At 72.7% G+C, this 26,410-nt stretch carries 27 protein-coding genes; 11 read left to right on the plus strand and 16 right to left on the minus strand.

Going from position 1 to position 26,410, the window contains the following annotated elements:
* Window position 1: 1 nt before the first annotated feature.
* A complete protein-coding gene (locus tag HUT06_RS34580) occupies window positions 2-1,471 on the minus strand; it encodes an FAD-dependent oxidoreductase (RefSeq protein ID WP_176199554.1) in 1,470 nt (489 codons plus the stop codon).
* 5 nt (window positions 1,472-1,476) lie between these two features.
* Entirely contained in the window at window positions 1,477-2,388 is a 912-nt protein-coding gene (locus HUT06_RS34585; protein ID WP_176199555.1) for a VOC family protein, read from the minus strand.
* 147 nt (window positions 2,389-2,535) lie between these two features.
* Here HUT06_RS34585 and HUT06_RS34590 point away from each other — a divergent pair, with 147 nt between their 5' ends.
* The gene (locus tag HUT06_RS34590; RefSeq protein ID WP_176199556.1) at window positions 2,536-3,372 is read left to right on the plus strand and encodes an SDR family oxidoreductase; all 837 of its coding nucleotides are present in this window, start codon (window positions 2,536-2,538) and stop codon (window positions 3,370-3,372) included.
* Window positions 3,373-3,455: 83 nt separating this feature from the next.
* On the opposite strand, the gene HUT06_RS34595 is transcribed toward HUT06_RS34590, so the two are convergent.
* The 4 genes from HUT06_RS34595 to HUT06_RS34610 are packed head-to-tail and all read right to left on the minus strand — an operon-like array spanning window position 3,456 to window position 8,209.
* Window positions 3,456-4,628: an acyl-CoA dehydrogenase family protein gene (locus HUT06_RS34595; protein WP_254715536.1), complete on the minus strand. Its 1,173-nt coding sequence runs from the start codon at window positions 4,626-4,628 to the stop codon at window positions 3,456-3,458.
* Window positions 4,629-4,662: 34 nt separating this feature from the next.
* Complete coding sequence (locus tag HUT06_RS34600; RefSeq protein ID WP_176199558.1) at window positions 4,663-5,676, minus strand: ferredoxin--NADP reductase; 1,014 nt, start codon at window positions 5,674-5,676, stop codon at window positions 4,663-4,665.
* Window positions 5,673-7,343 (minus strand): FAD-binding protein, encoded by a 1,671-nt coding sequence (locus tag HUT06_RS34605; protein WP_176199559.1) that lies wholly within the window; start codon window positions 7,341-7,343, stop codon window positions 5,673-5,675. The genes HUT06_RS34600 and HUT06_RS34605 overlap by 4 nt, the downstream gene beginning before the upstream one ends.
* Entirely contained in the window at window positions 7,340-8,209 is an 870-nt protein-coding gene (locus HUT06_RS34610; RefSeq protein ID WP_176199560.1) for an alpha/beta fold hydrolase, read from the minus strand. Before HUT06_RS34610 ends, HUT06_RS34605 begins: the two co-directional genes overlap by 4 nt.
* A 339-nt stretch (window positions 8,210-8,548) precedes the next feature.
* On the opposite strand from HUT06_RS34610, the gene HUT06_RS34615 reads away from it, so the two are divergent.
* The gene (locus HUT06_RS34615; protein WP_176199561.1) at window positions 8,549-9,148 is read left to right on the plus strand and encodes a flavin reductase family protein; all 600 of its coding nucleotides are present in this window, start codon (window positions 8,549-8,551) and stop codon (window positions 9,146-9,148) included.
* A gap of 43 nt (window positions 9,149-9,191) precedes the next feature.
* On the opposite strand, the gene HUT06_RS34620 is transcribed toward HUT06_RS34615, so the two are convergent.
* The gene (locus tag HUT06_RS34620; RefSeq protein ID WP_254715537.1) at window positions 9,192-10,139 is read right to left on the minus strand and encodes an IclR family transcriptional regulator; all 948 of its coding nucleotides are present in this window, start codon (window positions 10,137-10,139) and stop codon (window positions 9,192-9,194) included.
* A 178-nt stretch (window positions 10,140-10,317) separates the two neighbouring features.
* Between HUT06_RS34620 and HUT06_RS34625 the strand changes: the two genes are divergently transcribed.
* Entirely contained in the window at window positions 10,318-11,193 is an 876-nt protein-coding gene (locus HUT06_RS34625) for a TIGR03619 family F420-dependent LLM class oxidoreductase (protein ID WP_176199562.1), read from the plus strand.
* On the plus strand, window positions 11,190-11,702 hold the full coding sequence (locus HUT06_RS34630; RefSeq protein WP_176199563.1) for a nuclear transport factor 2 family protein: 513 nt from the start codon (window positions 11,190-11,192) through the stop codon (window positions 11,700-11,702). Before HUT06_RS34625 ends, HUT06_RS34630 begins: the two co-directional genes overlap by 4 nt.
* Before the next feature lie 25 nt (window positions 11,703-11,727).
* Here HUT06_RS34630 and HUT06_RS34635 read toward each other — a convergent pair whose 3' ends face one another.
* Both HUT06_RS34635 and HUT06_RS34640 read right to left on the minus strand, forming a co-directional pair.
* The gene (locus tag HUT06_RS34635; protein ID WP_176199564.1) at window positions 11,728-12,612 is read right to left on the minus strand and encodes an MHYT domain-containing protein; all 885 of its coding nucleotides are present in this window, start codon (window positions 12,610-12,612) and stop codon (window positions 11,728-11,730) included.
* Window positions 12,613-12,979: 367 nt separating this feature from the next.
* Complete coding sequence (locus tag HUT06_RS34640; protein ID WP_176199565.1) at window positions 12,980-13,777, minus strand: maleylpyruvate isomerase family mycothiol-dependent enzyme; 798 nt, start codon at window positions 13,775-13,777, stop codon at window positions 12,980-12,982.
* A 197-nt stretch (window positions 13,778-13,974) separates the two neighbouring features.
* Here HUT06_RS34640 and HUT06_RS34645 point away from each other — a divergent pair, with 197 nt between their 5' ends.
* The 6 genes from HUT06_RS34645 to HUT06_RS34670 all read left to right on the plus strand — a co-directional run bounded on the left by HUT06_RS34645 (window position 13,975) and on the right by HUT06_RS34670 (window position 18,456).
* A complete protein-coding gene (locus HUT06_RS34645; RefSeq protein WP_176199566.1) occupies window positions 13,975-14,520 on the plus strand; it encodes a redoxin domain-containing protein in 546 nt (181 codons plus the stop codon).
* Between the two features lie 116 nt (window positions 14,521-14,636).
* A complete protein-coding gene (locus tag HUT06_RS34650; protein WP_176199567.1) occupies window positions 14,637-14,840 on the plus strand; it encodes a hypothetical protein in 204 nt (67 codons plus the stop codon).
* A 125-nt stretch (window positions 14,841-14,965) separates the two neighbouring features.
* Window positions 14,966-15,508: a MauE/DoxX family redox-associated membrane protein gene (locus HUT06_RS34655; RefSeq protein WP_176199568.1), complete on the plus strand. Its 543-nt coding sequence runs from the start codon at window positions 14,966-14,968 to the stop codon at window positions 15,506-15,508.
* A gap of 25 nt (window positions 15,509-15,533) precedes the next feature.
* Window positions 15,534-16,127, plus strand: a complete 594-nt coding sequence (locus HUT06_RS34660; RefSeq protein ID WP_176199569.1) for a redoxin domain-containing protein — start codon at window positions 15,534-15,536, stop codon at window positions 16,125-16,127.
* Window positions 16,124-18,001, plus strand: coding sequence for an ABC transporter ATP-binding protein (locus tag HUT06_RS34665; protein ID WP_176199570.1), 1,878 nt, complete (start codon window positions 16,124-16,126; stop codon window positions 17,999-18,001). Before HUT06_RS34660 ends, HUT06_RS34665 begins: the two co-directional genes overlap by 4 nt.
* Window positions 17,998-18,456 (plus strand): S24/S26 family peptidase, encoded by a 459-nt coding sequence (locus HUT06_RS34670; protein WP_176199571.1) that lies wholly within the window; start codon window positions 17,998-18,000, stop codon window positions 18,454-18,456. The genes HUT06_RS34665 and HUT06_RS34670 overlap by 4 nt, the downstream gene beginning before the upstream one ends.
* 7 nt (window positions 18,457-18,463) lie before the next feature.
* Here the strand turns inward: HUT06_RS34670 and HUT06_RS34675 are convergent, their stop codons facing one another.
* The 3 genes from HUT06_RS34675 to HUT06_RS34685 form a co-directional block, all read right to left on the minus strand.
* A complete protein-coding gene (locus HUT06_RS34675; RefSeq protein ID WP_176199572.1) occupies window positions 18,464-19,750 on the minus strand; it encodes a hypothetical protein in 1,287 nt (428 codons plus the stop codon).
* The gene (locus HUT06_RS34680; protein WP_176199573.1) at window positions 19,735-20,823 is read right to left on the minus strand and encodes a ThiF family adenylyltransferase; all 1,089 of its coding nucleotides are present in this window, start codon (window positions 20,821-20,823) and stop codon (window positions 19,735-19,737) included. Before HUT06_RS34680 ends, HUT06_RS34675 begins: the two co-directional genes overlap by 16 nt.
* 299 nt (window positions 20,824-21,122) lie before the next feature.
* Window positions 21,123-21,968, minus strand: coding sequence for an SGNH/GDSL hydrolase family protein (locus tag HUT06_RS34685; RefSeq protein ID WP_217711580.1), 846 nt, complete (start codon window positions 21,966-21,968; stop codon window positions 21,123-21,125).
* A 96-nt stretch (window positions 21,969-22,064) separates the two neighbouring features.
* Between HUT06_RS34685 and HUT06_RS34690 the strand changes: the two genes are divergently transcribed.
* Window positions 22,065-23,258 carry a CdaR family transcriptional regulator gene (locus tag HUT06_RS34690; RefSeq protein WP_254715538.1) on the plus strand — a complete coding sequence of 398 codons (1,194 nt, stop codon included), beginning with the start codon at window positions 22,065-22,067 and terminating at the stop codon, window positions 23,256-23,258.
* Window positions 23,259-23,270: 12 nt separating this feature from the next.
* Here the strand turns inward: HUT06_RS34690 and HUT06_RS34695 are convergent, their stop codons facing one another.
* From HUT06_RS34695 to HUT06_RS34710, 4 genes are all read right to left on the minus strand, one after another.
* On the minus strand, window positions 23,271-23,606 hold the full coding sequence (locus HUT06_RS34695; RefSeq protein WP_368407042.1) for an FAD-dependent oxidoreductase: 336 nt from the start codon (window positions 23,604-23,606) through the stop codon (window positions 23,271-23,273).
* Between the two features lie 13 nt (window positions 23,607-23,619).
* Window positions 23,620-25,065 carry an RNA-guided endonuclease TnpB family protein gene (locus HUT06_RS34700; protein WP_217711581.1) on the minus strand — a complete coding sequence of 482 codons (1,446 nt, stop codon included), beginning with the start codon at window positions 25,063-25,065 and terminating at the stop codon, window positions 23,620-23,622.
* Window positions 25,066-25,155: 90 nt separating this feature from the next.
* Window positions 25,156-25,353 carry a hypothetical protein gene (locus HUT06_RS34705; protein ID WP_176199576.1) on the minus strand — a complete coding sequence of 66 codons (198 nt, stop codon included), beginning with the start codon at window positions 25,351-25,353 and terminating at the stop codon, window positions 25,156-25,158.
* 88 nt (window positions 25,354-25,441) lie between these two features.
* Window positions 25,442-26,287, minus strand: a complete 846-nt coding sequence (locus HUT06_RS34710; protein WP_176199577.1) for an acetate uptake transporter family protein — start codon at window positions 26,285-26,287, stop codon at window positions 25,442-25,444.
* Window positions 26,288-26,410: the final 123 nt, after the last annotated feature.

Consider the following 26,410-nt stretch of genomic DNA (forward strand, 5'->3'; position numbering starts at 1 on the left):
CTCAGTTCGATGATGCGGCGGCGCGTCCGGCGCGGCGGCCGAAGAAGGTGCCGTCGCCGAGGGACGTCCCGCTGATGTAGCCCTCACCGTGGATGCCGGCGGCCGTGCGCCCTGCGGCGTACAGGCCGGGGATCACCTCGCCGGAGTGGTTGCGGACCTCGCCGTCCACGGTGGTGTCCAGGCCGCCGAGGGTGAACCCGGCGGCGCCCGTCCCGGCGCCGTGCTTGCCCGCGCCGAAGAACCCGTCGGCGGGGTCGATCGCGGCGAACGGCCCCTTCAGCGGGCGCAGCCACTTGGGGTCCTTGTGGAAGTAGGGGTCCTCGCCCCGCTCGGCGAACCGGTTGTAGGTCTCGACGGTCGCCTCCAGCGAGCCGGGCGGCAGGCCGAGGGACTCCTCCAGCTCGGCGAGGGTCTCCGCCGCGTGCTTGGGGCGGACGCCCCACATGTCGGCCTCGGAGATCTCGTCGTGCCCGGTCTCGTCGATGATCGCCCAGTACGGGCCGGGCTGGTGCTGGACGGCCCGGTGGCTGAACAGGCCCGGGTAGACGTCCTCGTTGATGAAGCGGCGGCCGAGGCCGTCCACGAGCATGCCCCGGCAGATGACGGCGGGGTTGGCGGTGAGCGCGATCTCCACCGACGCCATGCGGCGGGTCGCGGCGCCGAGCGCGGTCGCCATCCGGATGCCGGAGCCGTCGCTGGTGCCGTCGCTGACCTTGTCGTGCCCGAGCAGCACCGGCGCGTGGTCGGCGAGCATCTCCTCGTTGTCGACGAACCCGCCGGCGGTGAGGATGACGCCCTTGCGCGCCCGGTAGGTCACGGTGTCGGCGAACTTGCGCGCGACGACGCCCGTGACGCGGCCGGAGCCGTCCACGACGAGGTTCGTGGCGTAGGTGTCCTGGTGGGTGGCGGCGCCCGCCTCGGCGACGGCCGCGATGAGCTTCTCCATCAGGATCCCGCCGGCGAACATCGGGGTCTCCGGGCGGTGCCCGCGCGGCGCGGGCCGGGCGATCGTGTTGTACGGCCAGGCGTTCTCGCCGAGCCACATCAGGCCGTCCTCGGTGTACGGCATCCAGCAGGGCGCCTCGAACAGGCTCTCCTTGAACGGGACGCCGCGCGCGCGGAACCACTCGAAGTGCTCCACGCTGCCGTCGCAGTACAGCCGCAGCTTCTCCTCGTCTGCGTGCGGGCCGAGCGCCGCTTTGAGGAAGGCGAACATGTCGTCGGGCGTGTCGTCGAAGCCGCACGCCTGCTGCACCCGTGTGCCGCCGCCGAGGTACAGCTCGCCGCCGGACTGCGCGGACGTCCCGCCGGGCCCGCTCGACCGCTCCAGCACGAGCACGTCGGCGCCCGCCGCCGCGGCCTCGTACGCCGCGGCGGCGCCGGCCGCGCCGAAGCCGACCACGAGCACGTCGCACTCGTGGTCGAACTCCGCCTCCGCGGCGCGGGCCGGCTCCACCGAGGGCTTCGCCATCGGCGTCAGCCCTTCTGCTTCGGGGCGAAGGCGGCCAGCGGCTCGGACCCCGACCAGTCGTGGCCCCAGTAGCTGTCCTTCGTGATCTCCTCGGCGGTGTAGTACGTCTCGTCGACGAGCATGCCCTCGCAGCCGTACTCGACGTCCCAGCCGCCGGGGGCCCGGACGTAGAACGACACCATCTTGTCGTTGGTGTGCCGGCCGAGCGTGGAGGAGATGGAGAAGCCCTTCTCCTTGACGGTGTCGAGCGCGATGCCGACCGCGTCGAGGGTGTCGGCCTCGACCATCAGGTGGACGAGGCCCGGGTCGCCGTCGTGCGGGGCCGGGCAGATCGCGAGGCTGTGGTGCCGCTGGTTGACGCCCATGAAGCGGATGCGGACGGCGCCGCCGCCGACCTTCATCGCGCCGCGCGGCAGGAACCCGAGCACCTCGTTGTAGAACGTGACGGTCTCGGCGAAGTTCGGCGTCGGCAGGACGACGTGCCCCATGCCCATCGGGCCGGTGATGAACTTCTGCGCGAAGCCGGTGCGGACCGGGCTGTGGTCGAGCACCGGGCCGAAGAACACCTCGACGGGCGTGCCGCCCGGATCGGTGAACGCGATGACCTCCTCGGCGTCGCGCTCCGCTGCCTCCTTGGCCGACAGCGCCGTCACGGCCGTCCCGGACTTCTCGACGGCCTCGCGGACGGCGGCCAGCGCGTACTGGTCGCGGACCTCCCAGCCCACGGCGAGCACCCGGTCGCTGTCGCCGGGCAGCACCTGGAGGCGCGACCGGCGCTCGTCCATACGCAGGTACAGGCCCTCGGGGTCCGGGCCGCTTCCCTCGGCGAACCCGAGCCCGTCGAGGGCGAACTCGCGCCAGCGGTCGATGTGGCGGGTCTGGACCTTGAGATAACCCAGCCCTCGGATCTGCGTCACTGTCCTCGATCCCTTCGGTGTCGCGGGCCGCGCGGACGGCGGTCAATGCTCAACCTGCCAAACCCCCGCGGTGGCGTGCCGCCGGCTTCCCGCTCAGTGAGAACCTCGCGGCGGGCCCGGCCGGGCGGCCGGTGTCATCATCCTGTGATGACAGCAACGAGACCGGTCGCGCTGGTGACCGGGGCGAGCCGGGGCATCGGCCGGCGGACGGCGCTCGCGCTGGCCGCCGCCGGGCACGACGTGGCGTTCACCGCGCGGACCGTCGCGGAGGGCGAGGGCCGGATCCCGCCGCGGCGGGGCGCGGCGGCGGCGATCCCCGTCCCCGGCAGCCTGGAGAAGACGCGGGCGGAGATCGAGGCGCTCGGCGCGCGGGCCCTGCCCGTGCGCATGGACCTGCTCGACCGGGAGAGCGTCCGGGCCGCCGCGCGGACCGTGCTGGACGCGTGGGGACGGGTCGACGTCCTGGTCAACAACGCGGTGGCGCACCTCCCCGGCACGCACGAGCGGTTCCTCGACCTGGACGTGGACGTGGCGGAGCGACTGGCCGCCGGCAACTACCTGAACCAGATCGTCCTGCTCCAGGCCGTCCTTCCGGCGATGGTGGAGCAGGGCGGCGGGACGATCGTGAACCTGTGCTCGGGGTCGGCCACCAGCGACCCGCCGGCGCCGCCCGGCGAGGGCGGCTGGGGCGTGGCGTACTCGGCGTCCAAGGCGGCGTTCGGACGGCTCGCGGGCGCGGTCAACGCCGAGTACCGGGAGCGCGGTATCCGCGCGTTCAACCTCGACCCCGGCTTCGTGGTCACCGACGCGGGCGCCGCGCGCGGCGGCATCGACGCCCTCAAAGGCAGGGGCTTCGAGGCGACCCCGGAGGAGGCCCCGGGCGCGGCCGTCGTCTGGCTGGTCACGCACCCGGAGGCGGAGAAGTTCCTGGGGCGGGTCGTCTGGACGCCCAAGCTCGTCGCCGAACTCGGTCTCCTGGACTGACCCGCTTGGAAAGCGCGCCGTGGCCGGTGAAGGCGCTCCCGGCCACGGCACGCCGTCTAGAGGGCGGGTGATCTGGAGGACGGTCAGATCATCGAGCGCATCGGGCCCTGCGGGGGCTCGATGTCCAGGTCCGTCAGGGCGCTGACGTGGTAGACGGAGCCGGGCACGTGGATCGCGTGGGCCAGGCCGACGTGCGCGTCGCGCCAGAAACGCTGGATCGGGTTGTCGTTGCGCATCGCGTTGCCGCCGGAGCGGACGACGATCTCGTTCATCGCCTGGCAGGCCCGCCAGGCGGCGCGCACCTGGGTGCGGCGGCCGGCGGCGCGCTCGGCGAACGTCGGGACGTGCCCGGCGGCGACCATGTCGTACATCCGGGAGCAGTTGTCGAGCAGCGCGGTCCGGGACGCCTTGATCTCCTCGGCGGCCTCGCTGATCGCGTACAGCACGTACGGGTCGTCCTTGATCTTGGTGCCGGTGATCTGGACGCGGTTGCGCTGGTAGGCGAGGTGGTGGTGCAGCGCGCCCTCGGCGATGCCGATCACCGCGGAGGTGATCCCGAGCGGGAACACGCAGGAGAACGGCATCAGGTAGGACGGGTTGGTCAGCCCGGCCTCGCGCGGCGCGGACCCGTCGACGACCTTGGAGTACTCCAGCGTCCGGTAGGTCGGGACGAAGGCGTCCTTGACGATGATGTCCTTGCTGCCGGTGCCCTTCAGCCCGGCGACGTCCCACGAGTCCTGGACGATCTCGTAGTCGGAGCGCGGCAGGATCAGGTGCAGCGACCGCGGCGGCATCGCCATCTTGCCGTCCTCGTCGCCGAGCATCCCGCCGAGGAAGATCCAGTCGCAGTGGTCGGTGCCGGAGGAGAACTGCCAGCGGCCGTTGAAGATGTAGCCGCCGTCGACCGGGCGGGCGATGCCCATCGGCGCGTACGGGGAGGCGATCCAGGTGTCGGGGTCGGCGCCCCAGATCTCCTCGCGCACCTTCGGGTCGGCGTAGGCCATCTCCCACGGGTGGACGCCGACGATGCCGGCGATCCAGCCGGTGGAGCCGTCCAGGGACGCGATCCCCATCACCGTCTCGGCGAACTCGCGGGGGTGCACCTCCAGGCCGCCGTGCGCCTCGGGCTGCAGCAGCCGGATCACGCCGGTCTCGCGCAGGATCGAGGCGGCCTTGTCGTCCAGCCGGCCGAGGGCCTCGTTGGCCGGGCCCAGCTCGCGGATCTGCTCCGCCCTCTCCATGATCGTGTCAAGCACGCGGTTCGCCATCGCCTGTCTCCCGTGATGTGTTTCAGCCGTCGTAGGTGATCTTCAGCCGGTCGGTGACCGGCCTCGCCTGACAGGCGAGGATGAGGCCGTCGGCGAGATCCTGCTCGTCGAGGACCGTGTTGGCGTCCAGGGTGACCTCGCCCTCCAGCCGGATGCAGGCGCAGGCCGAGCAGTTGCCCTCCCGGCAGGAGTACGGGGCGTCGACGCCGGCGCGCAGCAGCGCGTCGAGGAGGCGCTCCGACTTCGCCCAGGGGACGGTGCGGGTCTCCCCGTCCATCTCGACCTCGACCTCGCCGGCGTCCCCGGTGTCCTCGGGCGGCTCCTCGGGCTCCTCGAACGGGTCGGTCTCCAGCGAGAAGAAGCGCTCGACGTGGACGCGGAGGCCGAGGTCGGTGAACGTGCCGGTGACGAGGTCCATGAAGACCTCCGGCCCGCACACGAACGCCTGCCGCCCGGTGTAGGGCGCGGCCAGCGAGCGGAGCGTCGCCGGGGTCGGCAGCCCCTGCACCGACTCCAGCAGGTGGACGACCGTGAGCCGGTCGGGGTGCCGCTCGGTCAGCTCCCGCAGCTCGGCGGCGAAGATCACCGATTTCTCGTCGCGGTTCGCGTACAGCAGCGCGACCTTGCCGGTCCCGCCGGCCAGGCACGACTTCAGGATCGACATGACCGGGGTGATGCCGCTGCCGCCCGCGACGAGCAGCAGGTCCTCGTCCAGCGAGGCCGGGCTGAACGTGCCCGCCGGGCGCAGCACCTCCAGCACGTCGCCGGCGGTGACGTTGTCGCAGATCCAGTTGGACCCGAGACCGCCCGCGACCCGCTTGACCGTGACCTTCAGCCGGTCGTCGGTGTGCGGCGAGCTGCACAGCGAGTAGCAGCGCGCCGCCCAGCCGTCCTCGGCCGGGACCCGGACCGTGAGGAACTGCCCGGGGCGGTAGGTGAACCGGTCCCGGTCGCCCTCGGCGGGTTCGAGGACGAGCGAGTGCGCGTCGGCCGTCTCGTGGACGACCTCCACCACCCGCGCCTTCAGAGCCGTCATGACCGTCCCGCGGCCTTTCCAGCGGCGTGCCGCGCCGCGATGTAGCCGAACACGATGGACGGGCCGATCGTCGCGCCGGGGCCGGCGTACTCGTTGCCCATCACCGACGCCGACGAGTTGCCCGTCACGTACAGGCCGTCGACGACCGAGCCGTCCTCGCGCAGGACGCGGGCGTGCTCGTCCGACACGAGGCCGCCCTTGGTGCCGAGGTCGCCGACCTCCATCCGGAAGCCGTAGTAGGGGCCGCCCTCGATGACGTCCAGGTTCGGGTTCTTCAGGTTGGGGTCGCCGTAGTAGCGGTCGTAGGCGGAGTCGCCGCGGCCGAACTCGGGGTCCTTGCCCGTGCGGGCGTACCCGTTGAACTTCTGGACGGTGTCGGTCAGCGCGTCCGCCGGGACGCCGATCTTCCCGGCCAGCTCCTCCAGCGAGTCGGCCTTGAACGCGATGCCCTTGTCGTAGAACGCCTTCGGGATCGGCGCGCCCGGCAGGATCTGCGCGAACGGGTAGCGGGCGCGGGCCTTGGCGTCCATCACGAACCAGCACGGGACGTGGCCGCCCTCCAGCTGGTCGTGCACGAAGTTGACGTAGGGGGCCGACTCGTTGGTGAACCGCTTGCCGTCCTGGCCGACGATCACCGACCGCGGGATGCACCGCTCCGACAGCAGCGGGATCACCGCGCCGGCCGGGTGCCGGACGGCCGGCATCCACCAGGCGTCGTCCATCAGGTCCAGCGCGCCGCCGACGCTCGCGCCGGCGCGGATGCCGTCGCCGGTGTTCTCGCGGGCGCCCATCGCGAAGTCCTCCTGGCCGCCCTTGGGGAGGTACTTGTCGCGCATCTCTTGGTTGTGGTCGAAACCGCCCGTGGCGAGCAGGACGCCCTTGCGGCCGCGGATGCGGACCGTGGCTCCGTCGCGGGTGGCGACGATCCCGGTGACGCGGCCGTCCTCATCGGTGACCAGCTCGGTCATGGTGGTCTTCAGCCAGAGCGGGAGCCCCGCGTCCTTCAGCGCCATCCGGAGCCGGGCGGCGAGGGCCCGGCCGCCGGTCGACATGTGCCGGCGGCGGACCATGTTGGACGAGACGCGCCACGCCGCGACCAGCGACGCGCGCCGGCCGGCCCAGGTGCGCTTGGCCATCGCGAGGTCGTGGTAGTCCTTCGCGGTGATCCACAGGCCGAGCGGGCCCTTCATGCTGTTCGGCCGCTGGGACTTCTCGTCCTCGCCGAGCTTGCGGGTGTCGAACGGCTTGGCCTCGATGGACCGGCCGAGCGGGCGGCCGCCCTCGTACTCGGGGTGGTAGTCGGCGTAGCCCTTCGTCCAGAAGAACTGCATCCACTTGCTCTTGCCGATGAGCTCCATCGCGGCGGGGCCGTTGTCGATGAAGGCGTCCAGCCGCTCCCCCGGGACCCGGCCCTGGGTGAGCTCGTCCAGGTACTTGCGGATCGACTCGCGGCTGTCGTTGTGGCCGCGCGCCTTCAGCGTCGGGTTGTTCGGGATCCAGATGCCGCCGCCGGAGACGGCGGTGGAGCCGCCGAACCGCTTGCCCTTCTCGACGATCAGCGCGGACAGGCCGATGTCGTGCGCGGTGAGCGCGGCGGTCATCCCGCCGCCGCCGCTGCCGACGATGACCAGGTCGTACTCGTGGTCCCACTCAGGCGCGGCGCTCATCCCTGCTCCTTGGTGGTCAGGAAGGCGAGGACGGCGCTCTCCCAGGCGGCCTTCTGCTCGATCATCACCCAGTGCCCGCAGTTCGGGAAGATGTTCACCTGGACGTCGGGGATCGTCCGCATGGGGATGAGCGCCATGTCGACCGGGCTGACCCGGTCGTCCCGGCCCCAGGTGATGAGGGTCTTGGCCTTGAGCTTGTGGAGCATCGCCCAGTAGGGCGGCTCGTCGGAGACGGCCATCGCCTTGGCGCGGGCGGCCATCGCCTTCGACCCGTACATGCGGCGCGCGGAGGCGAGGGTCTCGGGGTCGGTGGCCTGCTGCCAGCGCTCCTCGATCATCTCCTCGGTGACGATCCGCGGGTTGTAGACCATGGAGTTCAGCCACCGGACGAGGCGCTCGCGGCTCGGCTCGTCGGTGAACTCCATCAGCAGCTTGATGCCCTCGCCGGGCGACGGGCTGAAGACGTTCCGGCCGAGGCCGCCGATCGTGACGAGCCGGCCGACGCGGTCGGGGTGCTTGAGCGCCACCTGGGCGCCGACGATCCCGCCCATGGAGTTGCCGATCACGTCGACCTGGGACAGGCCGAGGCCGTCCAGGAAGCGGATCACCGAACCGCCGGCCGCCATCATGGGGTGCTCGTCGGTCGGGTCGCTGACCCCGAACCCGGGGAACTCCAGGACCAGGCACCGGAAGTGCTCGGCGAAGCGGGCGAGGTTGCCGCGGAAGTTGCGCCAGCCGGTCACGCCGGGACCGGATCCGTGCAGCATCAGCAGCGGCGGGCCGTCGCCGGCCTCGTGGTAGCGCAGGACGCCCTGGTCGGTGGCGAGCTCGCGCAACGTCGACTCGTAGGTCAGCTCCGCAGGCATGATCTCCCAGTCCTTCGACGGTGGCTTGACGTGAACGTAATTCTGGTCGGGGCAAGGTCACCCCGCGGATCCCGATCAGCGGGACGCGGGTCTCAGCGGGGCCGTCCGGGGGCCGTCCGGCACGCGCTTCCACTCATCGGGACCGGTGCGCGCCGGCCGTCCGGGGGCTGCCTACGTTCGGCATCGACCGGCGCCGGGGACGGCACCGTACCGACCCTGCTTATCGGACATTGCCGCTTATGGGGCATTGTTCGCGGACATGTTGTTGTTGAACCTGGACGTCGACGACGAGGGACGCTGACCGGGACCGTCCCGCCCACCGAGCCCCGAGGGGAACAGATGCCTGCCGAGCCAGCGCTGACCGCAGAGACCGGCCGCACGCCCTCCGACGCCGCCGCGCCGGACCCGGCGGAGTTCCGGAAGGCCATGGCGGAGTTCGCCACCGGGGTCACCGTGATCACGGCCTGCGAGGGCGGCGAACCGGTCGGGTTCGCCTGCCAGTCGTTCGCGTCGGTGTCCCTGGAACCGCCGCTGATCCTGTTCTGCGCGGACAAGCGCGGCCGCTCCTGGCCGCGGATCCGCGCGGCGGGGCATTTCTGCGTCAACGTGCTCGGCGAGGAGCAGCGCGACCTGTGCGAGCGCTTCGGCTCCAGCCGGGGGGCCAAGTTCGAGGGGCTGGACTGCGGCATGTCCGCGTGGGGCGCGCCCGTGCTGCCGGACGTTCTGCTGGCCGTCCACGCCGTCGTCCACGACGTGCACGAGGCCGGCGACCACGAGGTCGTGATCGGGCGGGTGCTGCAGGTCGAGCGGCACGACGTCCGGGACGGCGCGTGGCGGCGGCCGATGGTGTTCTTCCGCAGCCGGTTCGGCGTCGGCGAGCCGGACGCGCCGATCGCCCCGGATCCCTGGGGCCTCGGCGACCGGTGGGGCTGGGGCTGAGCCCCGCCCGGAGCGGCGCGGCGCCGGGCCTCTCCGGCGCCGCTCACATCCAGTCGCCGCGTCCGTCCACGGCGAGCAGCCGGTTCATCGTCTCCGGCGACCAGGTCGGCGCCTCGCTCGCGCGGCGGATCCCGCGCCGGCCGCGCGGCCGGTCGGCGCCGGGCGCCGAGCCGGGGAAGAGGATCTGGGCGGTCTCGCGGGCGGCGGTGACCACCAGCGGGGCGACGTTCTCCAGCGGCGTGCGGATGTCGCCGACCAGCGAGATGCCGGCGACCGGGCCCTCGGCGCTGCGGATCGCGGCCGCGACGCAGGCGATGCCGGGGAACGACTCGCCGCGCTCGAACGCCAGCCCGCGGCGCTGCCGGATGCGGTGCAGCTCCTGGTGCAGCGTGCCCAGCTCGCCGATCGTCCGGTTGGTGAACCGGGTGATGTCCGGGCCGAGCAGCGCGTCGACCTGCTCGGGCTCCAGCCAGGCCAGCATCGCCTTGCCGAGCGCGGTGCAGTGCGCCGGGGCGCGCCCGCCGACCCGCGACGGCACCGACGTGGCCAGCCGCCCGCCGAGCTTGTCCAGGTAGAAGACCTCGGCGCCGTCCAGCACGGCCAGGTGGGCGACGAGGCCGGTGGTGATCTGCAGCTCGTGCAGCAGCGGCGCCGCGGCCTCGCGGATCTTGCCGTGCCCGCCGTCCTGCCCGCCGAGGCCGAGGGCGCGCTGGCCGAGGCCGTAGCCGAACGAGTGGTGCGCGAGCCAGCGCTGCCGGACGAGCTGGTCCAGGATGCGGTGCGCGGTCGAGCGCGGCAGCCGGGTGCGGCGCGCCACGTCCTCCAAGGTCAGCCGGGCGGTGGGCCCGTTGAACGCGTCCAGGATCAGCGTCATCCGCTCGATCATCGACGGCGGCGACTCCCGCCGCGCCCCGCCCATCTCCGGACCCGTCAACCCCTCCGCCGTCATGGCCTCCGGCGTCGCTGCCCCGCGAATCATCGCCTCGGTCATCGCACCTCCCAGAACATGACTGAAATGAATTCTTGTTACCTGGAATGTAGCAACCGCTTGTTGCCATGGGAAGACCCCCCATAAGACCAGGTCAGCGGAGTCCAGGATGTGGGATCCGCTGCCCGGGGCGCTGCGGGGCCCGTGATAGAACGTTTTCCTGCCGAGGAGGGGAGCAACGATGCGTGTCGGTATCGTCACGCCGGTGGTGGCGCAGCCGCCGCCCGGCAACGCCGCATGGGAGCGGGACGCGGGAATCGAGGAGATCGCCCGGATCGCGGAGGCGGCCGACCGCCTCGGCTACCACCACGTCACCTGCAGCGAGCACGTCGCCGTCCCCGCCGAGGCGGCCGAGCAGCGCGGCGGCGTCTACTGGGACCCGCTCGCCACCTTCGGCTACCTCGCCGCCCGGACGTCGCGGATCCGGCTCGCCACGCAGGTCCTCGTGCTCGGCTACCACCACCCCCTGGCGATCGCCAAGCGCTACGGGACGCTCGACCGGGTCAGCGGCGGCCGGCTCGTGCTCGGCCTCGGCGTCGGCAGCCTGGAGGAGGAGTTCGACCTGCTCGGCGCGCCCTTCGCCGGGCGCGGCGCCCGCGCCGACGACGCCCTCGCCGCGCTCCGCGCCGCCCTCGGGAAGCGCGTCCCCGAGCACCACGGCCCGCACTACGACTTCGAGGGCATGGTCGTGGAGCCGCACGCCGTCCAGGAGCGGCTCCCGCTGTGGATCGGCGGCCGGTCGGGGCGCTCCCTGCGCCGCGCGCTGACCGCCGACGGCTGGGTCCCGTTCGGGCTGCCACTGAAGACGCTCGCCGCGATGCTCGCCGACGCCGGCGTCCCGCCCGGGTTCGACGTGGTACTCGCCCCGTCCCGCCTGCTGGACCCGCTGGGCGACCCGGACGCCGCCGGGACCGCCCTGGCCCGGCTCCGCGAGGCGGGCGCGACCATCGCGGGCGTCAAGTTCGCGTCCACGTCCGCCGAGCACTACTGCGAGCAGCTCGCCGCGCTGCGCGAGCTGTCCGGCGCCTACGGGCTGACCTTCGAGGAGAAGCTGTGACCGTCGAGGACCGCCTTGCAGCACTTGAGGACCGATCAGCCGCCCTGGAGGACCGCCTGCGCGCGCTGGAGGACGAGCGGGAGATCACCCGGCTGATCCTGTCCTACGGTCCGCTCGTCGACAGCGGCTGCGCCGCCGAGGTCGCCGGCCTGTGGGAGGAGGACGGCGTCTACGACGTGGACGAGATCCTCATGGAGGGGACGGGCGAGATCGAGGCGATGGTCCGGTCCGGCAACCACCAGCGCTGGATCTCCGGCGGCTGCGCCCACTTCGTCGGCCCGCCGCACGTCACCCTGGACGGCGACGAGGCCACCGCCGTCGGCTACACGCTCATGATCGTCAACCGGGACGGCTTCGTGCTGCGCCGCGCGACCGCCAACCACTGGCACCTGCGCCGCACCCCCCAGGGCTGGCGCGCCGTCAACCGCACCAACCGCGTCCTGGACGGCCGCGAGGAGTCCCCCGACCTCCTCGCCTCCCACTTCCCCACCGCCACCCGCCACCGCTGACGCGCCGGCGGGGGGCGGAGACGGGTCAGCGGCGGGGCGTGCCGCCGCCGAACCATTCGCCGGCGGTGCGGCCTCGCTCGGCGGCGTCCGCGGTGCCGGCGGGGTTGGCGGGGGCGCTCGCCTGGGGGCTCTGGCGGCGGGCCGCCAGGCGCTCCTGGAGCTGGGCCTCGACGCGCATCTCGTCCTCGCTGGGCGCCATCGCGATGATGATCAACAGGATGGTCGCGACCGCGCCGACGCCGCCGACGAGCGGGAGCAGGAAGTCCGTCGGCTCGACCCCGCCCCGGGGCGCGCCGTGCGCGTGCTCGTGCAGCTTGATGCGCATGGCGGCCATGCCCGTGTAATGCATGCCGGTCACCGCGACGCCCATGATCAGCGCCGCGCCGGCGGTCGGCAGCAGGCCGCGCACCTTGAGCGCGAACCACAGCGCCGCGGTGGCCGCGACGAGGGCGATCACCACCGACAGCGCGACCAGGCCGGGCTGGTAGCCGATGTCGCCGCCCATCTTCATGGCCGTCATGCCGGTGTAGTGCATGCTCGCCACGCCGATGCCGGTGAGCACGCCGCCGGTGACGACCACCGGCGCGCCCTCCCCGGCGAAGCCGACGATGAACAGCCCGACCGCGACGACCGCGATCGCGGTGGCGCAGCTCAGCAGGGTGAGCGGGACGTCGTAGCGGATCTCGGCGTCCGGGATGCTGAAGCCGAGCATCGCGATGAAGTGCATGACCCAGATCCCCGTGCCGCCGATGGCCAGCGCCGCGAGGCCGAGCCAGGACGCCCGGGAGCGGCCGGTGGTGGCCCGCGCCCGCGCCGTGCACAGCAGCCCGAGCAGCGAGCCGACGAAGGACATGAGGTAGGCGGCCACCGGTGTGACGAGGCCGTAGGAGAAGTGGTGGACCTCGGTCATGGGTTCCCCCGGAACGTTCCAACGATGATCGTCGCATCATGGCACGCTGACCAGCACAGATCACACCTGTCCCCCCGAAAAACCGAGTGTGATTCTGGCCGATGTCGGACGGCCGGGGGCGCCGAAGTCAGGGAGTGACGGCGTCAGGGAGTGACGGCGTCAGGGAGTGACGGCGTCAGGGAGTGACGGCGTCAGGGAGTGACGGCGTCAGGGAGTGACGGCGTCAGGGAGTGACGGCGTCAGGGAGTGACGGCGTCAGGGAGTGACGGCGTCAGGGAGTGACGGCGTCAGGGAGTGACGGCGTCAGGGAGTGACGGCGTCAGGGAGTGACGGCGTCAGGGAGTGACGGCGTCAGGGAGTGACGGCGTCAGGGGGTGACGGCCATGACCGCCAGCAGCCGGGCGGCCAGGTCGCGGTCGCCCGAGACGGTCACGGAGGCGTCATCCGGGCCGCAGCGCCCGGCCGTCAGCCGGACGTAGCTCTCCCAGTCCATGGCCAGCCCGGCGGTGTGCGCGCCGGTGGACGACCAGGCACCGCGGCCGTCCGCGCCGACCTCGACGGCCACCTCGAAGTCGGGCGGGCCGGAGATCGCGAGCCCGACGGACTCGCCCGGCGCCGCCTTCGCGCGGCGCGCGACCAGGAACGGCAGCGCGGCGCTGAACAGGTCCCAGAAGCAGCGCGCCGCAGGGGCGTCCAGGTTGCCGGGGCGGCCGGTCGCGCGGCGGACGTCCTGCTCGTGCGTCCAGCAGTCCATGGCCCGGAACTGCATGAAGCGGGAGTACGGGCCCTCCTTGCCGTCCGGGCACATGATCGCGCGGTCGGGGTCGATGGACGGGAGCTCGACCAGCCGGCGGTCGAGGGCGGCCGCCAGCTCCGCCGCGACGGCCGGGCCCGGGACCGGGCGCCGCGCGTGCACCTGCGCCTCCATGAACCGCCCGAAGTCGGTGCGGACGTGCGCGAACTCCGGCACCTCGATCTCGGGCGCGGGGTCGCCGAGGATGCTCAGCTCGACGCCCGCCAGGTGGGCGAACTGGTCCTTGACCGTCCAGCCGGGGCATTCGGTGGGACGGTCCCAGTCGTCCGCGCCAAGCGTCGCGGCGAGCGCGAGGGAGGAGCGGATCGTCTGCTCGTAGGCGGCGGTGTTGGCGCGCATCGCGTCGTTCATGTCAGCCCTCCGTCGGCCGCCCGGGCCCCGCGGGCCAGGCGTCGAAACTGTTGAGATGATGATGACACAGCGGATGTTTATTCCCGCCGCGGCAGTGCATCCGGAAATCGGGTATTGCCTCCCGATCATTCCTAGGTGATCATGGGCGGGTGGCCGCGGCCGACCGGTGACCCAGATTCTGGGAAAGGACGCCTGTCGTGATATTCGCTTCAGCAGGGCTCGTACTGGTCGGGGTCGTCAGCGTGCTCAACCTGGCGATTCTCCTGATCATGCTCAGGCGCTGGCGGGAGCTGGCGGAGGCCGCCGGGACGCCCGCCGCCCGGGCCGCCGCCGGCGTCCGGATGATCGACCGCGTCCCGGCCTTCTCCGCCCGCGCCGTGGACGGCACCCCGGTGACCGAGCGGACCCTGCTCGGCAGGGAGACCCTGGTCGGCTTCTTCTCGCTGACCTGCAGGGCCTGCGCGGACTCGGTGCCGCTGTTCGCCGGGCACGCCGAGCGGCTGCGCGCGGACGGGGGCGTCTCGCTGGCGATCGTGCACGGGGACGGCGCGGCCGGCAGCGAGCTGGCCGCGGCGCTCGGCGAGGTGATGGACCTCGTCATCGCCGAGGACGCGAATGCGGAACTGTCGCGCCGGTACGGGGCGAAGAATTATCCGACCTATGCCTGGTACGGAGCCGATGGAATGGTGACATCGGCGGGCGCGGGCATCGCAGCCCTGCGTACTGAACTGGTCACTTCTTAGCGCGCTGGAAAAAGCCGCTACCGAATACCCCACGGGCATGCTCCGCCGCGATCGACCCTTTCTCGGCGGTACCCGCCCGTGCGCGGAATCAGTCACCCCCACCACAAGGAGGAACCATGCTCCAGAGCGTGACCAGGCGCGTCACCCGTGCCATCGAGGTGATGCTCCCCACCACCACCGCCGACGCCGGCTGCCCGCCCGACTCCTGGCAGCAGTACAAGACCATCGGCGGCGTCTGCTTCGTGCGCACCTGCTCGACCAACGGCGCCTGCAAGGTCTACTGCGGCCTCTGGGGCAGCACCAACAAGAACAACTGCTGATGCCCGGCGGGCGGGCGTGACGCCCGCCCGACGCCGGGGCGCGGCGCCCTCCGACGGGGGCCGCCGCGCCCCGGTCCCGTTGCTTCCCCGTTGTTCTCCTTGCCCTGCCCTGTCCAGGAGCCTCCGTGCTTTTCGTTTCGCTCGCCTGCCGCCTCGCCCTGGCGGCGGTGATGACGCTGGCGGCGGTGGCCAAGCTCCGCGCGCCGGGCGCCTTCGCCGCCTCCCTGGAGGGTCTCGACTTCGTCCCCGCGCGGCTGCGCCGCCCGCTGGCCGTGCTCGTCCCGGCCGCCGAGCTGCTCATCGTGCTGCTGCTGGCGCTGCCCGCCACCGTCACCGCCGGCTTCCTCGCCGCCGCGCTGTTCTGCTGCGGCCTGACGGCCGTCCCGACCCTCGTCGTGGTGCGCGGGCAGAAGGTCGCGTGCGCCTGCTTCGGCACCTCCGAGGTGCCCATGGGCGGCGTGCACATCGTCCGCAACGCGGCACTGCTGGCGGTGGCCTGCCTGGGCGCGGCCGTGGCGCTGACCCGCGGCGGAGGCGTCCCCGGCGAGCCGCCGGGGATCGCGCTGGCCGTGGTCGCGGCGGGCCTGCTCACCACATTGACCGTCTTCGTCGACGACATCGCCGCGCTCCTCCGGCCCCCGGTCGCCGCCGGGGACCGGGGCCGGTGAGCCGCCGGAGCCGGAAAGGACATCCGTGGAATACCTCGTCGCCGGGCTCCTCCTGGCCACGGCGCTCACCGCGCTGAACCTTCTGCTCACCGTGGCGGCGATGCGCCGCTGGCGCGCCCACGCGGCCGCCCCGCCGGACGGCGGCCACCAGGGCCACGACCATGATCACGACCCCGGCCGTTCCGGTGGGGGGCCGGAGCTGGGCATCGCGCCCGGCGACCCGATGCCCGCGTTCACCGCGACCGACGCCGGCGGCGCGACGGTCACCGCGGACGGGCTCGCGGGCCGTCCGGCGCTGATCGCCTTCCTGTCGCTGGAGTGCCCCGGCTGCGACGACAGCGTGCCGGGCTTCGCCGAGCACGCGCGGCGCGTCCGGGACGACGGCGGGCTGGTGCTGGCCACGGTGGTCGGCGTCGACGCGGCCGGCAGCGACCTGGCCGCCCGGCTCGCCGGGATCGCCGACCACGTGGTGCCCGAGTTCCTGGACGCGCCGCTCGGCGCCGCCTTCGGCGTCCGGCTCTACCCGGGCTTCGTCCACTACGGCCCGGACGGGGTCGCCACCGCCGCCGGCCTCGGCCTGGACGAGCTGGACGCGGCGCTGCGGCCGGCGATGCCATGAGCGGCGACGTGACGGCGTCCGGAGAGGCGGCGGAGCCGCGCGTCTCCGTTCTGCGCGGTATGAAGGCGGCCTACGTGCTGGCGTGGCGCGCCTGCCCCGGCATGCTGGCCCTCCAGCTCGCCATGGCGGTGCTCGGCGGTACGGCGCCGGTGGCGACCGCCTGGCTGACCAAGGTCGCGATCGACGAGCTCACCGCCGGCGACCCCCGCACCGGGACGCTGGTGTGGCTGGCGTCCGCCATCGGCGCCTTCGGCCTCGCGACGGCCGTCACCTCGGCCGTCGCGACCTACGCGCAGGGGCGCGCCCGGCGCGCCATCGGCCTGCACTCCCAGGACCGGATGTTCGCCGCGGTCAACCGCATGAACGGGCTGGCCCGGCTGGAGGAGCCGCGCTTCCACGACCGGCTGCGGCTGGCCCAGCAGTCCGCCGAGCAGGCCCCCGACCAGCTGCTGCAGATGGGCCTCGCCTCGCTGCAGGGCACCCTGGCCGTCACCGGGTTCCTCGGCGCCCTCGTGGCGATCAGCCCGGTCATGGCGGGCGCCGCGCTGGCGGCGGCCGCGCCCGCGCTGCTCGCCCACCTGGCGCTGAGCCGGCGACGGGCCGGGCTGCTCTGGCACATGAGCCCCGGCCTGCGGCGCAAGCTCTTCTACCAGATGCTGCTCACGGACTTGCAGGCCGCCAAGGAGGTCCGCCTTTTCGGGCTCGGGAACCTCCTGCACGGCCGGATGCTCACCGAACTGCGCGCCGCCAACGACGCCGAGGACCGGCTGGAGCGGGGCGTGGTGCGCGTCCAGGTCCTCCTCGCCGCCCTCGGGGCGCTGCTGGCGGCGGTGGGCCTGGTGTGGGCCGTGCACGCCGCGGCCACCAGGTCGATCAGCGTCGGCGACGTGTCGGTGTTCATCGCGTCGCTGGCGGGGCTCCAGTCCGGGCTCGGCGCCCTGGTGGAGGGCATCGCCCAGGGGCATCAGTCCGCCCTGCTGTTCCACCACTACCTGACGGTGGTCGACAGTGACGACGATCTGGCCGGACCCTCCCGGCCACGGGAACTCGCTCCGCTGTCCCAGTCCATCGAGTTCCGCGACGTGTGGTTCCGCTACAGCGAGGACTCCCCCTGGGTGCTGCGCGGGCTGGACCTGACCGTCCCGTACGGCACCACCCTCGGCGTGGTGGGGCTGAACGGCGCGGGCAAGAGCACGCTCGTCAAGCTGCTCTGCCGGTTCTACGATCCGCAGCGCGGCGCCGTGCTGTGGGACGGCGTGGACATCCGCGACGTCCCCGTGGAGCAGCTGCGCCAGCGGATCGGGGCGGTGTTCCAGGACTACATGGACTACGACCTCACCGCCGCCGAGAACATCGGGCTCGGGGACCTGGAGGCGCTCGACGACCAGGACCGGATCCGGGCCGCCGCCGAGCGCGCCGGCGTCCACGAGACCATCGAGCGGCTCCCGGCCGGCTACCGGACGATGCTGAGCAGGCTGTTCCACGCCGGGGACGCGGACGGCGACCCGGAGGAGGCCGCCCTGACGAACGGGGTCCACCTCTCCGGCGGGCAGTGGCAGCGCCTCGCGCTGGCCCGCGGCCTGATGCGCCGGGGCCGCGACCTGATGATCCTGGACGAGCCCAGCTCCGGCCTCGACGCGGTGGCCGAGCGGGAGGTCCACGAGCGGCTGCGGGAACTGCGGGCGGGCGCCACGAGCGTCCTGGTCTCGCACCGGCTCAGCGCCGTCCGGCAGGCCGACCGGATCGTCGTCGTGCAGGACGGCCGGATCCTGGAGAGCGGCGACCACGCGTCCCTCATGGCGTCCCCTGACGGGGTGTACGCCCGGCTCTTCCGCAACCAGGCGGAGGGCTACCAGGCGGTGACCGCCGGATGAGCCGGGCACTGGGCTGGGCGGTCCCCTCGGCGCTGGTGGCCGGGGCGGCGGCGCTGGCGGCCCGGAGCCTGCTGTCGACCGTCACCGTGCGGGGCGGCAGCATGACCCCGACCCTGCAGCACGGCGACGTGCTGCTGGTGCTGCGCCACCGGCGCCGCGCCCGGCCCGGCCGGATCGTGGTCGTCCAGCGGCCCGACCGGCGCACCGGGTGGCGCGGCCCCGCCGATCCCTCCGGCGGCGCCGGCTGGTACGTCAAGCGGGTCCTCGCGGCGGCCGGGGACCCGGTGCCGTCCTGGGTGGCGGGCGACCTGACCGGCGACGTCCCGCACGGGATGCTCGCGCTGCGCGGGGACCACCCCCGCTCGGAGGACTCCAAGCAGTGGGGCCTCTGCCCCTCGGACCGGATGTACGGGACGGTGCTGGTGCGGCTGCGCACCGGCGCCGGGGCCGGTTAGCGGAGCGTCAGCCGGCGGGCGCCGCCTCGGCCGGGGCATCGGCCTCGGCCGGCGCGCCCCGCCGGTCGCGGCGGCGGAACCAGTGCCGGTGCGTCCGGACGAAGGTGACCACGAACAGCACCTGGATCGCGCCCTCGATGAGGATCAGCAGCGCCGAGTCCAGGGCCTGGAGCACCGGTCCGCCGGTGAAGCCGTCGGCGACGCCCTCGACCGCGCGCAGGAACGCCGTGACCGCGATCGGCGCGCCGAACAGCGCGAACGACGTGAGCGTGATGCCGGCGCCGAACACCAGGAAGAACGAGTAGACGCGGGTCGCGAGGCGCTCCCGGCGCGGCAGTTCGGCCGTCGGGTCCTCCACGGCGCCCGGACGCCGGCGCACCGCGGCGGCCGACCTGGCGAGCAGGTACTTGGCGTAGGCCAGCCCGTCGTCGAAGAGGTTGCGGGTCCGCAGGAGTTCGCGCAGCACGAAGTAGAGGTCGGTGCGCATGTAGACCTGGAGCTGGAAGGGGATCGCCATCAGGACGGTGATGACCAGCGCCTGGAGCAGCGCGTCCACCGTCCCGGGCAGCCCGGCGTGGGCGACGAGCAGGACCAGCGCCGACATCAGCAGCACGTCCCAGGCGAGCCCGGCGAGGTACACCCGGTACCGGGAGCGGCGCGGCACCCCCCACACCCCGGTGACGTCGGTCTGCGCCACGAGGTTGTGCAGGCGGGTGCCGAAGCCGATGCGTCCGGGCGCGCCCAGCGAGCGCGCCGCCATCAGGTGCATCAGCTCGTGCACGCTGATCGACATCGACATCATCACCGTGTTGACCAGGACGGTGAACCCGACGTAGTCGTTCCAGAAGAAGTCGGAGTAGTTCGGCAGCAGCGAGGGCCGCAGGACGAGCGTGACCAGCGCCGCGCCGACCGCCGCCGACCAGAGCAGCTTCGCCGGGAGGCCGAACAGCCAGGACGTGTTCCGCTCGGTGAGCCGGGCGAAGTGACTGCGCGGGGCGTCCTCGGCCGGGTCCGGGAGCGGGTCCCCGTCGACGGACCGCACGAACCCGAGGTCGCTGAGGGCCTCCACGAGTTCGGAGAGGTCGACCTCGACGCCGTGGTCGGCGGCGATGCGCTCCTCGGCCGCGGCGACCGTCAGGCCGTCGCGCATCAGGGCGATCCCGTCGCCGTACACGGCGGGGAGCTCCACGAACTCGCCGATCCGCAGCCGTCCGACGACGACCGCCTCCGGGTCGTCGTCGTCCGGGCGGACCACGAGCGGGTGGAACTCGACCGTGGTCACGGCTTCCCGCATGCGGGGCAGTCGCCGTCGTGCGGGATCTCGATGAAGTACGAGTGGTCCCACATCGCGTAGTTCCAGTGGAAGACCTTGCCGCGCGCCTGCGTGGGCAGCCCCCCGAGGTGGTAGAGCACCTCCAGCGCGCAGAGGTGCCCGCTGACGTTGGCGCTGGCCGCGATCACCGCGTTGGGGCGCTCCTCGGTGAGGGAGCGGCCGTGGGCCTTGAACTCACGCTGGTCCTCATGGCGGCGCAGGCACGCCCAGCATCCCGTCTCGCCGGGCACCAGGCCGCCCACCACGGCCATCGGCCCGGTGTAGAAGCTGACGAACCAGGGGGTGCCGGTCCGCAGCGCCGCCTCGTTCGTCCAGAACATGATGTCGGGGTGCGGCTCGTCGGCGCAGAGGACGAACAGGTCGCAGTCCTCCATCATCGCGGCGATCCCGTCGGGTCCGTCCGCCTTGACGGTGTCGCCGGTCACCTCCACGAGGCCGTTCATGGCGCGGAGCCGCTCCACGGCGCGGTCGACCTTGGGCCGACCGATGTCGTCCTCGGTGTAGAGGAGCTGCCGGGTGAGGTTGGACTCCTCCACCGTGTCGAAGTCGGCGACGTGCAGGGCGCCGATCCCGCTGGCCACCAGCCCGGCGGCCACCGCCGAACCCGTGCCGCCGAGACCGAGCAGGCCGACCCGCGCGTCCTTGACCTTGGACTGGATCTCGTACGGCGAGCTGCGCGGCGCCGTGTCGATCCACGCGAAGAAGTTGCGGGCGGGCTCGTAGCGGGCGGCCTCGCGTCCGTCCAGGTTCCCGGGCAGCGGCGCGCCGGCGTCCTCGACGAAACCGCCCGCGATCAGGTCGTCGATCACCTCGCGGGCGCTGTCCTCCTCGACGCCGGGGTGGGTCTCGGCGAAGGCGGCGCACACCTCGTCGACCGTACGGCTGCCGTCCATGAGCGTGATGAGCCGGGCGACCGCGCCGTCCTCACTGTCCTGGATCTCCGCCGCGACGCCCTGCTGCATCAGGCCGATCAGGATCCGGTCGCCGGGCAGGGCGAGGGGCTGGTGGACGCGCTTGATTCGAGGGAGCCGCATGCGAGCCTTCCGGTCGTGGGCAGGGAACGGCCGGCCAGGCCCGTGGGCCTGGCCGGCCGGGACACTCGGGGAGGATCAGCCGCCTTCGCGGAGACCGGTCGTCTCGACCTTCTCCAGCCGCTTGATCTCCAGCTTGATCTTCTTGGCCTTCGGGGCCGGTTTCGCCTGTTCGACCTTCTGCATGGGACCTCCCGGAGGACCGCGGTGCCGGCGCGCCGTCTGGCGTGCTGTGATGTTGATCATAAATTCAAGATCAACACTTGGGAAGGTCCAACCAATGAGAACTTTGCGTTGCCCGCTCAGGCACCGAGCGTGTTCCCGATGATGGCGGCGTAGGCGGCCTCGCCCCGCGCGTTCGGGTGCAGCGGAGCGGCCGGGTTGAGGGGCACGTAGCCCTCCAGCCACCGCTTGGACGCCGACTGGCACGCGTCATGGCCCGCGCTGGGCGTGACCAGGTCGATGTAGGTGGCGCCGTGGGCGTTCGCCTGGTCGCGAATGACGCCGTTCATGGCGTTGACGGCGCCCTGGAGGAAGTTGGCGTCGGTCGGCAGGACGGGCTGGATGGGCCAGCAGCCGTTCGGCTTGATGTACAGGCCGTAGCCCGTCACGACGATCCGGGCCTTCGGCGAGCGGGCGCGGATGCCGTCCAGGACGGCGCTGAGGCGCGGGGCGAAGTCGCGGGTGCGCTGCGCGACCTCGGCCTCGAACTCGCCCTTGCAGGGAGTGGCGGTGGGGTCGAGGTTGACGCAGTCCTCGGCGATGCCGACGAGGCCGACGTCGTTGCCGCCGATGGTGAGGGTGACGAGGGTGGTCGAGGCGCTGAGCGCGTCGAACTGCGGCGGGACGGTGCCGGTGTCGACGCCGGCGACGCTGGTGCTCTGCGACTCGGTCATGTGCTTGCTCTTCGCCCCGCTGCACGTGACGTCGCGGAGGTTCGCGCCTAGTTCGCCGGCCAGCTCGTGCGCGTAGTTGTGGGTGGACCGCCCGCAGCCGATCGGGCCGGTGATGTTCGGGATGAGCGGCCCGGAGGCCATCGAGTCGCCCAGGGCGACATATTCCACCGCGGCCGCGTGGGCGGGGGACGCGACGAGGGCCGTGCCCGCGATGACGAGCGCGCCGACCATGCCGTGCAACAGACGCTTCATGCCAACTCCCGGCGTCATGGACGATGTCGCCGTGATCGTCCAGAATCTGGACAGACCGTTCAATTGGCGTGAAAACAGACTCTTGCGGGAGCCGTTGTGACGCGGGACAACACGGGGCTGTGCATGGCGGGGCGGCCGATGGCGCCGTATCTGCGGGCCCGCGCCCCGCGGCTGACCCGGCGCGTCGTCGCGCGGCTGCTCACCGAGCTGCCCGTCTACGCCGAACTACCGCAGGAGGAGGTCGCCGGGGACATCGCGGGGATCGTCCAGCACAGCCTGCGGCAGTTCGCGGACGTGCTGGAGCGGCGCCGCCCCGCCGCGCCGGAGGAGTTCGGCGACCAGCGCGACTCGGCGGCGCTGCGCGCCGAGGAGGAGGTGCCGCTGGACGCGATCCTCAGCGCGTACCAGATCGGCGCGGCGATGGCGTGGGAGGAGCTGACCGCCGGGGCGCGGCCGGCCGACCTGCCCGCCCTCCAGGAGGCGCTCGGCTACTTCCTGGACTTCCAGCGGCTGCTGCTCTCGGCGGTCAGCTCCGCCTACCTGGAGGTCCGGCAGATCATCGACAGCCAGGAGCACGGCGGGCGGCACGCGCTGATGACCGCGCTGCTCGGCGGGGACACCGCCGGGCACCGCCCGGCGGCCCGCTACGCGGTGCTGACGCTGGCGTTCGCCCCGCACCCGGACGAGGCGGGCACGGGCCAGCGCGCCCGGATCGCGGCCCGGCGCAAGATCCGCCGGATCCGGACGGCGCTGGACGAGGTCGCCGACGAGCCCGCGCTCACCGCACTGGACAGCGCCGGCGGGACGGCCCTGCTGCCGTTCTCGGCCGGCTGGGACGTCCTGCACGAGCTGGTGGCGCGGGCCGCCAAGTGCGCCGACACCGACGTCACGGCGGCGGCGGAGATCACCGGCCCCGCCGGCGTCCCCGCCGCCGCCATGCGGACGGCCGAGGTGATGGACCTGGTCCGCCGGGCCGCCCGCCCGCCCGGCCTGTACCGGCTCGCCGACGTCCTGCTCGACTACCAGCTGAGCCGGCCGAGCGGCGCGCTCGCCGGGCTCGCCGCCCTGCTGGCGCCGCTCGACCGCAAGCCGGAGCTGCTGCGCACGCTGGAGCGGTACCTGGCCTGCGACCTGGACCGGCGGGCGACGGGCGCGGCGCTGCACGTCCACCCGAACACGGTGGCCTACCGCGTCCGCCGGATCAGCGCGCTGACCGGGCTCGACCCGGCCCGGCCGAGCGACCTGCAGCTGCTGAACGCGGCGCTGGTCGCCCGCCGGTCACTGCACTGAGGGGAGGCAGGGTCACCTCCCCGGCCAGCGCGTGTCGAGGACGTCGAACTGGTGCGGCAGCCGCAGCGCGTACCGGATCCTGTCGTTGGCCTTGAACGGCGCCCACAGCGGCTGCTCGAACAGCTCGTGGACGTCGCACCGGTCGGCGTTGGAGTCGGCCGCGTCCAGCAGCGCGTTGACGGCCTGCCGGCCGCCCTGGTTGGCGCCCTCCATCGTGGTGACGTTGATCGGCGTCTTCACCCAGTCCCCCGCGAGGAACAGGTTCGGGATCCTCGTCCTGGAGTTCGGGCGCAGCTTCCACGACCCCGGCTGCTGGTTGACGTCCTCCCCCGCCTGAAGGCGGGGGATTCCAACCCGTCTCCTATACGGAGAGGAGAGTGGGTTGGGGTTCGCGGTTCACCGGCCCGCCTGACGGCGTGCCTCCCCGCGCGGCCACCGTGCGTCCCACGGCGGTGTCTCTCATGGCAGTGTCTTTGATGTTGCGTGCGGCGTTGACGTCGGCGTTGGCCCGGTGCCCGCAGGCCGTGCACCGGAACACCGCTTGGCTCTCGCGGTTGTCCCGGGCGCGGTGCCCGCAGGCGTTGCAGGTCTGCGACGTGTAACGGGGGTCGACCTTGACGACCCGTCCCGGCGCCTTGTGCTCCAACCGGGTCACCAGCCGCCCCCACCCGCTGGCCAGAATGCCCCGGTTCAGCCCGGCCTTCTGCCGCACACCCGCACCGGGAACGTCGATGGTTCCTTTGGCGGACCGGGTCATGGCGGGCACGTTCAGGTCCTCCACGGCGATGACGTTGAAGCGGCGCGCCAGGTCCGTCGAGGTCTTCTCCACCCAGTCCTTGCGGCGATCGGCCTCACGCGCCCTGAGCCGGGCGATGGCGGCCTTGACACGGGCACGCCGGTTCGACCCTCGTTTCGCGCGGGCCAGGCGGCGCAGCAGCCGCTTCAACCGCTCGGCCTCACCCGGCGTCAACCCCGGCACGGTAGAGGTCTGGCCGGTGGACAGTGCGGCGCTGAGGGCCACGCCCCGATCGACACCGACCGCCGTGCCGTTGCCGGGCGCGGGCACCGGGGCGGGCACGTGCGCGAACGCGACATGCCAGCGGCCGGCGCGGTCACGCCTCACCCGGAACGACTTCACCCCCGGCGGAACCTGGCGGGACCAGCGGAACCGCACCCACCCCACCTTCGGCACCCGCACCTCACCCGTGCGGCGCGACAACCGCCGCACCTCCCACGCCCGGCCCCGCGCCCCCACGACCCGGAACCCCTCATGCACCCCCGCCCTGCGCCACGTCGGGCGCCGATGCGTACCCGCGAAGAAGTTCGCCATCGCCTGCGCGAAGTCTCTGAGCGCCTGCTGCTGCACCGTCTGCGACCCCGCCGCCAGCCACCCGAACACAGCCCGGGCCTCGGTGAGCTGCCGTGCCTGCGCGGCATACCCCGGTGCCGGGCCCCGTCGCGGCGTCCACCAGGAGTGCTGCTCCACCGCCAGGTTCCACACGAACCGGGCATGCGAGCAAAGCTCCAGCAGCCCCGCCTCCTGCGCGGGGGTCGGACACAGCCGGTACCGGGACACACCCCGCAACCTACCGACCACCACCGACAAAACCAGGAGACCACAGCACCGCATCGTGCCGCGCTTCCTCCCCGCCCTGAAGGACGGGGTCTCCACGCTCAGGTATCCGATGAAAAGCGGGGTGTCGTTGGTGACGCCGCTGCCGTTCGGGACGATCGCCGGATCGAGGAACCAGGAGTGCAGGTCGGCGCCGGTGAGCCGCACCCCGCAGTCGTTGAGGTGCGCCTTCACACTACTAGCACACTGCCAATAAGGCGGGCCACAGTGGGTCTGGTCGGGACGGGAGATCGCCCGGAACAGGACGGGCCGAAACGGCGGGGCTCAGCCCGCGATCACACCGTGCTCGGTGCGGAGGTGGTGGTTGAGCGTGGCGAGCTCAAGGTGCGGCTGGTTGCAGCGCACGCACGACCAGACGCCCGTCGGGATGCTGTAGCCGTGCTTCGCGGCGTCGTCGCGCGCGCAGAGCGTGATGTAGGACTGGACGAGGCGCCGCCACGTCCGTCGGACCGCCGATGACATTCCCGCTCCCCCTCCGAGCCGAACCTTCCGGATCGGCCCAGGATAAGGCAACGGGAATGTCAAGGCGAAACGCCGGTGACCGGCGAACTCACTGCCCGATCTTCACCCCCGGCTCGCCGTGCCGGTACTCCAGCGGCCGCACGCCGCGGCCGCCCGGGATGTTGCCGCCGGCGCGGTACTTGCCGGTGGGCAGGATCGTCCGGCCGAAGGTGTTCTCCATCATCATCGCGGCCGCCGCGTAGAGCGCGATGACCGCCGCGGCGACGAACAGCCAGCCGCCGACGTCCAGGCTCCAGTTGGAGGGCGCCCAGAAGCCGGCCGCCGTGAAGCCCGCGCCCACGGCGAGGCACGCCAGCAGCAGCGCCGTCACGATGTTCTCGCCGAGCGCCGCCAGCGCCGTCAGCCCGGTGATCACCGCCAGCGCGATGAACCAGAACGCGAAGCCGTGACTGGCCACGCCGAGCACTGGTGCGAGCGCCACTGGCACGGCGCCCACGCTGACGAGCAGGAACAGCAGGCCCCAGGCGAGCCAGAACGAGCCCCACATGCCGTGCACGGCGGTCGCGAGACCGTCCCGCGCGCGGTAGGCCCACATGCCCGCGAGGAACTGGGCGAGGCCGCCGAACATGAGCACGAACGGCCACAGGATGAGCGGGGTGGCGGCCGTCCCGTACCAGCCCGCCTGCCAGGCGCCCACCATCATGGTCGCGCCCGCGAAGCCGAACAGCCCGAGGATGGACGGAGCCGCGATGGGCTGCAGCATGACCCGCGTACGGTCCTCCCAGAGCGCGTGCTCGCCCGGCTCATTGGCGCCCCTGCGCGGTGCCGCCGTGGCGGCGCCCGGAGCGGGGGTGGCGGCGCCCTCGGCGGGCGTCGGTGGTGCGGCGCGCTCGCCGGACATCGGCGTTTGCGCGTGCTCTCTTCGCCTTGCCATGAGATCCCTCCTCTGGAATCGGAGAGCTGTAGAACCCCTCCTAACCGTGGTTTGAGCAGTCAAACTGCCACGAAGCGGGATACAACGGGAAAGCAGCACCGCCGGCGCCTCGTTTACCGGACC

This window comes from Actinomadura sp. NAK00032 (assembly GCF_013364275.1).
Taxonomy (GTDB): domain Bacteria; phylum Actinomycetota; class Actinomycetes; order Streptosporangiales; family Streptosporangiaceae; genus Spirillospora.

What these genes read in the sequence shown, in the direction of transcription:
- HUT06_RS34580 (WP_176199554.1), bottom strand. Translation starts at nt 1,471, where the DNA reads ATGGCGAAGCCCTCGGTGGAGCCGGCCCGCGCCGCGGAGGCGGAGTTC.
- HUT06_RS34590 (WP_176199556.1), top strand. Translation starts at nt 2,536, where the DNA reads ATGACAGCAACGAGACCGGTCGCGCTGGTGACCGGGGCGAGCCGGGGC.
- HUT06_RS34600 (WP_176199558.1), bottom strand. Translation starts at nt 5,676, where the DNA reads ATGACGGCTCTGAAGGCGCGGGTGGTGGAGGTCGTCCACGAGACGGCC.
- HUT06_RS34605 (WP_176199559.1), bottom strand. Translation starts at nt 7,343, where the DNA reads ATGAGCGCCGCGCCTGAGTGGGACCACGAGTACGACCTGGTCATCGTC.
- HUT06_RS34610 (WP_176199560.1), bottom strand. Translation starts at nt 8,209, where the DNA reads ATGCCTGCGGAGCTGACCTACGAGTCGACGTTGCGCGAGCTCGCCACC.
- HUT06_RS34615 (WP_176199561.1), top strand. Translation starts at nt 8,549, where the DNA reads ATGCCTGCCGAGCCAGCGCTGACCGCAGAGACCGGCCGCACGCCCTCC.
- HUT06_RS34620 (WP_254715537.1), bottom strand. Translation starts at nt 10,139, where the DNA reads ATGACCGAGGCGATGATTCGCGGGGCAGCGACGCCGGAGGCCATGACG.
- HUT06_RS34625 (WP_176199562.1), top strand. Translation starts at nt 10,318, where the DNA reads ATGCGTGTCGGTATCGTCACGCCGGTGGTGGCGCAGCCGCCGCCCGGC.
- HUT06_RS34635 (WP_176199564.1), bottom strand. Translation starts at nt 12,612, where the DNA reads ATGACCGAGGTCCACCACTTCTCCTACGGCCTCGTCACACCGGTGGCC.
- HUT06_RS34640 (WP_176199565.1), bottom strand. Translation starts at nt 13,777, where the DNA reads ATGAACGACGCGATGCGCGCCAACACCGCCGCCTACGAGCAGACGATC.
- HUT06_RS34650 (WP_176199567.1), top strand. Translation starts at nt 14,637, where the DNA reads ATGCTCCAGAGCGTGACCAGGCGCGTCACCCGTGCCATCGAGGTGATG.
- HUT06_RS34665 (WP_176199570.1), top strand. Translation starts at nt 16,124, where the DNA reads ATGAGCGGCGACGTGACGGCGTCCGGAGAGGCGGCGGAGCCGCGCGTC.
- HUT06_RS34670 (WP_176199571.1), top strand. Translation starts at nt 17,998, where the DNA reads ATGAGCCGGGCACTGGGCTGGGCGGTCCCCTCGGCGCTGGTGGCCGGG.
- HUT06_RS34675 (WP_176199572.1), bottom strand. Translation starts at nt 19,750, where the DNA reads ATGCGGGAAGCCGTGACCACGGTCGAGTTCCACCCGCTCGTGGTCCGC.
- HUT06_RS34680 (WP_176199573.1), bottom strand. Translation starts at nt 20,823, where the DNA reads ATGCGGCTCCCTCGAATCAAGCGCGTCCACCAGCCCCTCGCCCTGCCC.
- HUT06_RS34685 (WP_217711580.1), bottom strand. Translation starts at nt 21,968, where the DNA reads ATGAAGCGTCTGTTGCACGGCATGGTCGGCGCGCTCGTCATCGCGGGC.
- HUT06_RS34705 (WP_176199576.1), bottom strand. Translation starts at nt 25,353, where the DNA reads ATGTCATCGGCGGTCCGACGGACGTGGCGGCGCCTCGTCCAGTCCTAC.
- HUT06_RS34710 (WP_176199577.1), bottom strand. Translation starts at nt 26,287, where the DNA reads ATGGCAAGGCGAAGAGAGCACGCGCAAACGCCGATGTCCGGCGAGCGC.